Raw genomic sequence first — 5,254 nt, 5'->3', positions numbered from 1 at the left:
CACGATTGAGCATGATCTGAGTGTCAAACGAATTACCCTGCTGAAAAACGTCTAGCATTCTGAATTCGCCGAATTTGTAACCGTTATAAATGTCATATTGAGTCGCGTGACCAGCCAGCGAGTAGTTGACAAATTTGAGCGCTGCGTCTTCTGGTGCAATTCCGAGAGCGAGCCCATAGAAATTCGCTTGCCCTTCGACTAGCCAGGGAATTGTTGCAAGAAACAGATTTGCTGTTTGCTCATATTGAACCCAGTGACTGTATTCATGCGGTCCAACTTGCTGATCATTTATATTGCTATCGGCTGCGTTTCGCACGCACTGAATGAAAACCTGCTTGCCGTCAGCTTTAAATGCCAGTGCAAAACCGCAGTCATTCTTTTCTATCCATGATCGAATGCCGCCTGAAATATTGTTCTTCCAACTTGGGTTCTGCAACACAAGTTCTTCGGCCCAGCTGGCGTCAACTTTTGTTACATAAACAACCGTCACACCAACCGGTGTGTAGTGATTAACCCAGAAGTCAGCGGCGCGATTCACCAGCAACTTCTCGCGATCGAGGGTGGCCTTGGTCACATTGGGCGAAGCAATGTAGTTGATGTCATAGGCTGTCGTCGACTTCGAATAGCCATTGAACACCTTTTGATACGCGTCGAGCGGGTTGACGGCGGCAATCTTCGACCCAGACGCCGGCAGGCTAAGCGATGAAGCACTGGTGAATCCGGTTCGAGTCGAAGTGACCAAAACCTGCACGGCCTTGCCGATATCTGCCGCACCCACCGAATAACTCGACCTGGTGGCATTGGCAACCGGCTTGTAGTCGCTAAACCACTGGTAGGAAACTTCGGCATCGCGGTTCCAATCAAGGGTGCGCGCAAGCAGCGTTGCTCCGGCTTTAACCGTTCCAAGAATTTCCGGTTTGCTCAGAGTTTGTTGGTAGGCAATTGGCTTGCGAAGTTTTTTGGTCTCTGTAAAGACAAAGCCGTTCGCATAAGTTGCCTGATATCCGCCCCAAATGTTTTGGCCGGCATCTTCGGGTTGCAAACGATAAGTGATGCTATTTGCGCCGTCGATGAGTTTTCCGTTGCGATACCACCAGAATTTTTGTTCGTTCGGGCTGCCGAAGTTAGTGTTGTAAGGCTGGCACGAGAAATAGACCGGCCAACCGACCGTTGGAACATCTACCTGGGTAGGGCGTGGAGCGAAGCATCCGGGCTGACGAACCGATTCTTCGTAATAGGTCATGCTTCCAAATGAGTCGGGAACCCCCGCAAAAACTTTTGAACCGGTGGCGGTGACAATGCTGTGCTCGTAGCCGTTTTTGTTCAGCGTGATTCTTGCGCTGATTACCTTGCCGAGTTGAGCGCTGGTTAGATAAAACGTAGAGGACTGAATCGATTCAATCTTTATCTGATCAGCAAACCACTCGAATGTTGCAGTCACCGTTGGGTCATCACTCGGATACACCGCGGCGAGAGTGCCGCCAACGCCATACTGCCCAACGATCGTGACAGGCATGTTTGGTTCGAACTCTGCGGCTTGCGCGCTCATCGGAGCGCCAACCATTGCGACTAAAAGAACCGCTACCAGCGTCAGCCGACCCAGCCAGCCGCTCGATACCATAGGTTCCTTGACCATGGCTCAAAGGTACTAGACGGCAAAGACCTCATAAAGCTCTTCGAATGATTCGCTGGCTAGCTCTCGCAAGAACTCGAGGGCAATCGGGGCCTTGGCGACATGCATCAGCAATTCGGCAACAGCACGAAGTTCTTTGAGGCCGTCGTCTTTCTTCTCGAGGCGGCGCATGCGTCGCACAAAATGCAGTTCGAGCGATAGGGCAAGATTTCGAAGTGCGTTTCGCTGAACCGCTGGGCTCAATTCAGCCTTTTCGATCTGGGCAAGCTGAACATCAAAAGCATCTTGAAACGCTTCGATGTAAGAGCGGGTAAATTCTTGGCGTGCGAGCATGACCTGGGCTGCAGCGGTCGTTGGTCTGCTGCTTTGGGAATTTGCCGCAAACATTCTCAGACAGCTCGATCACATCCTGCACATATTTCCGACGCTCTCAGTTTTGGTTGACCCGCTGCTAGACAACTTGGTTGGCAATCATGATTGCCTGGTGGTGGGTTGGCTTTCACTTCTTGGTCAACGTCGTTCACCGCTAAGTGTTGAGTTCTGCCCTCTCAGCAATGCGCACCAATGCGCCTACAGCTGACACCAACTCTAAGCGTTCTGAAATTCAATCAGTGATCTTTACAGTGAACAAGGTCAACAAATCAAATAATGAAGAGCTGCCTGGCTTCTCGACTGCTACCTTGGGGCTATGAAATCAAAATTCGTAGCCTTTATTGCCATAGTCGCGTCGTTGGCAATCGTGCCGTCAAATGCAGCACAAGCTGCAACTCCTGTTGCCGGAACTGAGAGTTACCGATATGTCGCAACTTTATCGACTGGTAGCGCATCTATGAACGACACAGGAACACTGAAATTCGACAACGTCACGGCAGAATTCAACTACGACATTTCTGCGGTGCCTGTTGGCACCCACATCGAATTTTCGCTGAGTGCCACCGGCACTAAGTCTTTGACTGTCGACAAAGGCTGCTGCGTGATCGGCGGCATCGACGGCACGCGAGAAATGCTAGGAGTTTCTTATGGTGGCGGCGTTTGGGAGCACACCAAAATTGCAGGTGAGCAAATTGCTAACCTCAGAATAATCAACACCTATAACGAATTTCTCGACAGCAAATACAAAGGGCTGCTAGGAAGGTTAACCGCTGCAACAACTGTCAAAATTGGCGACCAAGAGCCGGTTGCAGTGACTTCTGAAAATTCAACCAATTACAAAATTAGCTTTGGGTTCAAGACCTACGGCAAATCGTTCGTGGTGCCAGCCCACCTAACCAAACTTTGGCTTGAAACTCAGTGGTCACCAAAGGGCGCCATAGCCAAAGGAACGGTTCTCACTTTTACTGACCCTAAGATTCAAATTTTTAATGCGACAACTAAGAAGTCGACCAACTTCGCATTCAAGAATCATGGCTTCGGCCTTTCGCTCACGGCATATAACAACACCACTAACTACTTCCAAGAGCGTGTGGGCAACAAGCTAACCGTTACTCAGGCGGGTGCAACCGTATATATGGACCAAGGAATCTACCTGCCAACTAATTTGCCGGTTGGTTCAAAAATCACTACCGGCACTTTCAAAATCACCAAGTAAACGGTGCTTTCAAACCTCGCAGCCTTCGCTTTGACTGCACTCTTCATTTCGATAGTGCCAGGCCAAGGCGTTGCTATGGTTTTGCGCCAAGGCATAGTTAGTGGGCCGCGCATAGCTCGCATCTCAATCTTGGGAAACAGCACCGGCCTGCTGATTTGGTCGGCTGCTAGCGCCCTAGGTCTCTCGGCAATCTTTGCCGTCTCGCCGGTAGCCTTTGAAATTCTGCGCTGGAGCGGCGTTGCTTATCTGGTTTTCATCGCGTTGCAAACCTTGTGGTCGCTGAGAAGCAGGCACTCGGCATTCGACTTAGAAGGTTTAACTTCAGCCTCTGCCGCAAGCGCTTATCGGGTTGGTCTGATCACAAATCTGACCAACGCAAAGGCCATGGTTTTTGCTCTTGCTCTGTTGCCTCAATATGTTCCAGATGGATTCAATTTGCTAACTGGCATCATGATCTTCGGCACTCTTTGGGCAACCATTTCAATGAGTTGGTATTTCGTGTTGGTTGCGATTATCGAGAAATCGAGTCGATGGCTTGCACAGCCAAGAGTTCGCCGCTGGCTGACCGCAGCATCTGGAATCGGAATCATGCTGCTTGCTGCTGGGCTCGCACTCAGCCCTAGAAACTAACTACTTTTGCGCGAAGTTCTTGTTGAGTTCGAGAAAAACTTCGTCAACCAGTTCTTTCAAATAACCAAGTGCCACCGGAGCTTTGGCGTCGTGCGTTAGCAACGCTGCAACTGCACGCAAATCTTGAAGAGCGCCGCCATCCTGTTCGATAACTTGAAGGCGATCAACAAAGTGCAATTCGAGAGACAGCGCCAAATTGCGCAGCGCATTCTTAGAAATCGCTGGGCTCAACTGCGCCTGCTCGAGCTGCTCAAGTTGCAGCATGAAGCTATCCTGCGCCGAGTCGATGTATACCTGCGGGTAGTTTTTGCGCTCATCCATGTTCAAAAGCCTATTCAAAATTGCCAGCCCCCTTTCAGGTTCTCTATGGGTTTCACGCAGGTTCAAAAGCAACTATCTTCTTAGCGAGCAAATAGTTCGCAGTTAGGACAACACATGAACAAGAAACTAATCGGAGCCGCAGGGCTCTTGACCGCTGGTTTGCTAGCCGGCAGCTTCATGTCGATTGCTGGCGCAAATGCAGCTGACACCCCTTCGACACCATCGAGCAGCTCTTCATCTGCGCCAGTTCCTCCTTCATTCAAAGCCCACGCCCCTGAAGAGGCAGTGACCGGCGATCTAGCCACAACTTTGAGCGACCTGGCTAAGGCCAAAGTTCCTGGTGCAACGGTTGACCGAGTTGAAAAAGACTCGGATGGCGTTGCCACCTACGAGGTTCACATGACCAAGACCGATGGCACTCACGTGAAAGTCAACTTCGATGCCAACAACGCAATTACTTCAGTTGACACTCAACCTGCTGGCGGTCCTGGTGCATTCGGCAAGGGCGGCGACCGCACCCCTCCGGCTGAGGTAACCGGAACCATTGCAACCACTCTTGGCGACCTCGCTAAGACAAAGGTTGCCGGCGCAACTGTTGATCACATTTTCAAAGACACCCGCAACGGTGCGGCTTATGTGGTTCTAATGACCAAGACTGACGGCACTAAGGTTGCAGTTCACTTCGATGCGAACAACGCAATCTTGTCTGTTGACACCCCGCCAGCTGGAGGCCCTAAGGGCTTCGGCGGCAAGGGTCACGGCCCACGCGGTGGCGACCACGACGGTGATCGAGATGGCACAAACGGTGGCGCTTGGACTCCACCGACCACAACCACTCCTTAGCAGTTATAGCGAAACGGAGCCTCACATTTGTGAGGCTCCGTTTTCGTTTTCAAACTAGTCGTTGCAGGTGCAACGCTGGTCTTGAGGCACACCGTCGAGAGCTTCTTCGATGTGCTGACCGCATCCGGTCCAGGTGACTTTGTTGCACTGTGGGCAAAGAGCTGGGCTGCACATTATTTCTTACCTCCAAAGAGACGAGCAAAGAATCCGGGTTCCTTAGGGTCGTTTGCGTGCCCTTG

General features: G+C 51.2%; 7 protein-coding genes. 4 read left to right on the top strand and 3 right to left on the bottom strand.

Annotated elements, in window-relative coordinates; all coding sequences use genetic code 11:
- The coding region (locus Q0L26_RS05435) for a hypothetical protein (RefSeq protein ID WP_296648464.1) at window positions 1–1,549 on the bottom strand (1,549 nt) is incomplete at its 3' end.
- A gap of 99 nt (window positions 1,550–1,648) precedes the next feature.
- Window positions 1,649–1,966: a hypothetical protein gene (locus tag Q0L26_RS05430; protein WP_296648462.1), complete on the bottom strand. Its 318-nt coding sequence runs from the start codon at window positions 1,964–1,966 to the stop codon at window positions 1,649–1,651.
- Here Q0L26_RS05430 and Q0L26_RS05425 point away from each other — a divergent pair.
- The 3 genes from Q0L26_RS05425 (at window position 1,965) to Q0L26_RS05415 (ending at window position 3,851) form a co-directional block, all read left to right on the top strand.
- Complete coding sequence (locus Q0L26_RS05425) at window positions 1,965–2,213, top strand: hypothetical protein (protein ID WP_296648460.1); 249 nt, start codon at window positions 1,965–1,967, stop codon at window positions 2,211–2,213. The genes Q0L26_RS05430 and Q0L26_RS05425 overlap by 2 nt on opposite strands.
- 108 nt (window positions 2,214–2,321) lie before the next feature.
- Window positions 2,322–3,221 (top strand): hypothetical protein, encoded by a 900-nt coding sequence (locus tag Q0L26_RS05420; protein ID WP_296648458.1) that lies wholly within the window; start codon window positions 2,322–2,324, stop codon window positions 3,219–3,221.
- A gap of 30 nt (window positions 3,222–3,251) precedes the next feature.
- Complete coding sequence (locus tag Q0L26_RS05415; RefSeq protein WP_296648457.1) at window positions 3,252–3,851, top strand: LysE family translocator; 600 nt, start codon at window positions 3,252–3,254, stop codon at window positions 3,849–3,851.
- Here Q0L26_RS05415 and Q0L26_RS05410 read toward each other — a convergent pair whose 3' ends face one another.
- On the bottom strand, window positions 3,852–4,172 hold the full coding sequence (locus tag Q0L26_RS05410) for a hypothetical protein (RefSeq protein ID WP_296648454.1): 321 nt from the start codon (window positions 4,170–4,172) through the stop codon (window positions 3,852–3,854).
- Window positions 4,173–4,286: 114 nt separating this feature from the next.
- Between Q0L26_RS05410 and Q0L26_RS05405 the strand changes: the two genes are divergently transcribed.
- A complete protein-coding gene (locus tag Q0L26_RS05405; RefSeq protein WP_296648453.1) occupies window positions 4,287–5,015 on the top strand; it encodes a PepSY domain-containing protein in 729 nt (242 codons plus the stop codon).
- Window positions 5,016–5,254: the final 239 nt, after the last annotated feature.

The sequence above is a fragment of the Rhodoluna sp. genome (assembly GCF_024641065.1).
Lineage (GTDB): Bacteria > Actinomycetota > Actinomycetes > Actinomycetales > Microbacteriaceae > Rhodoluna.
Note: the sequence above shows the minus strand (reverse complement) of the source record. Positions and strands in the feature narration are given on the sequence as shown.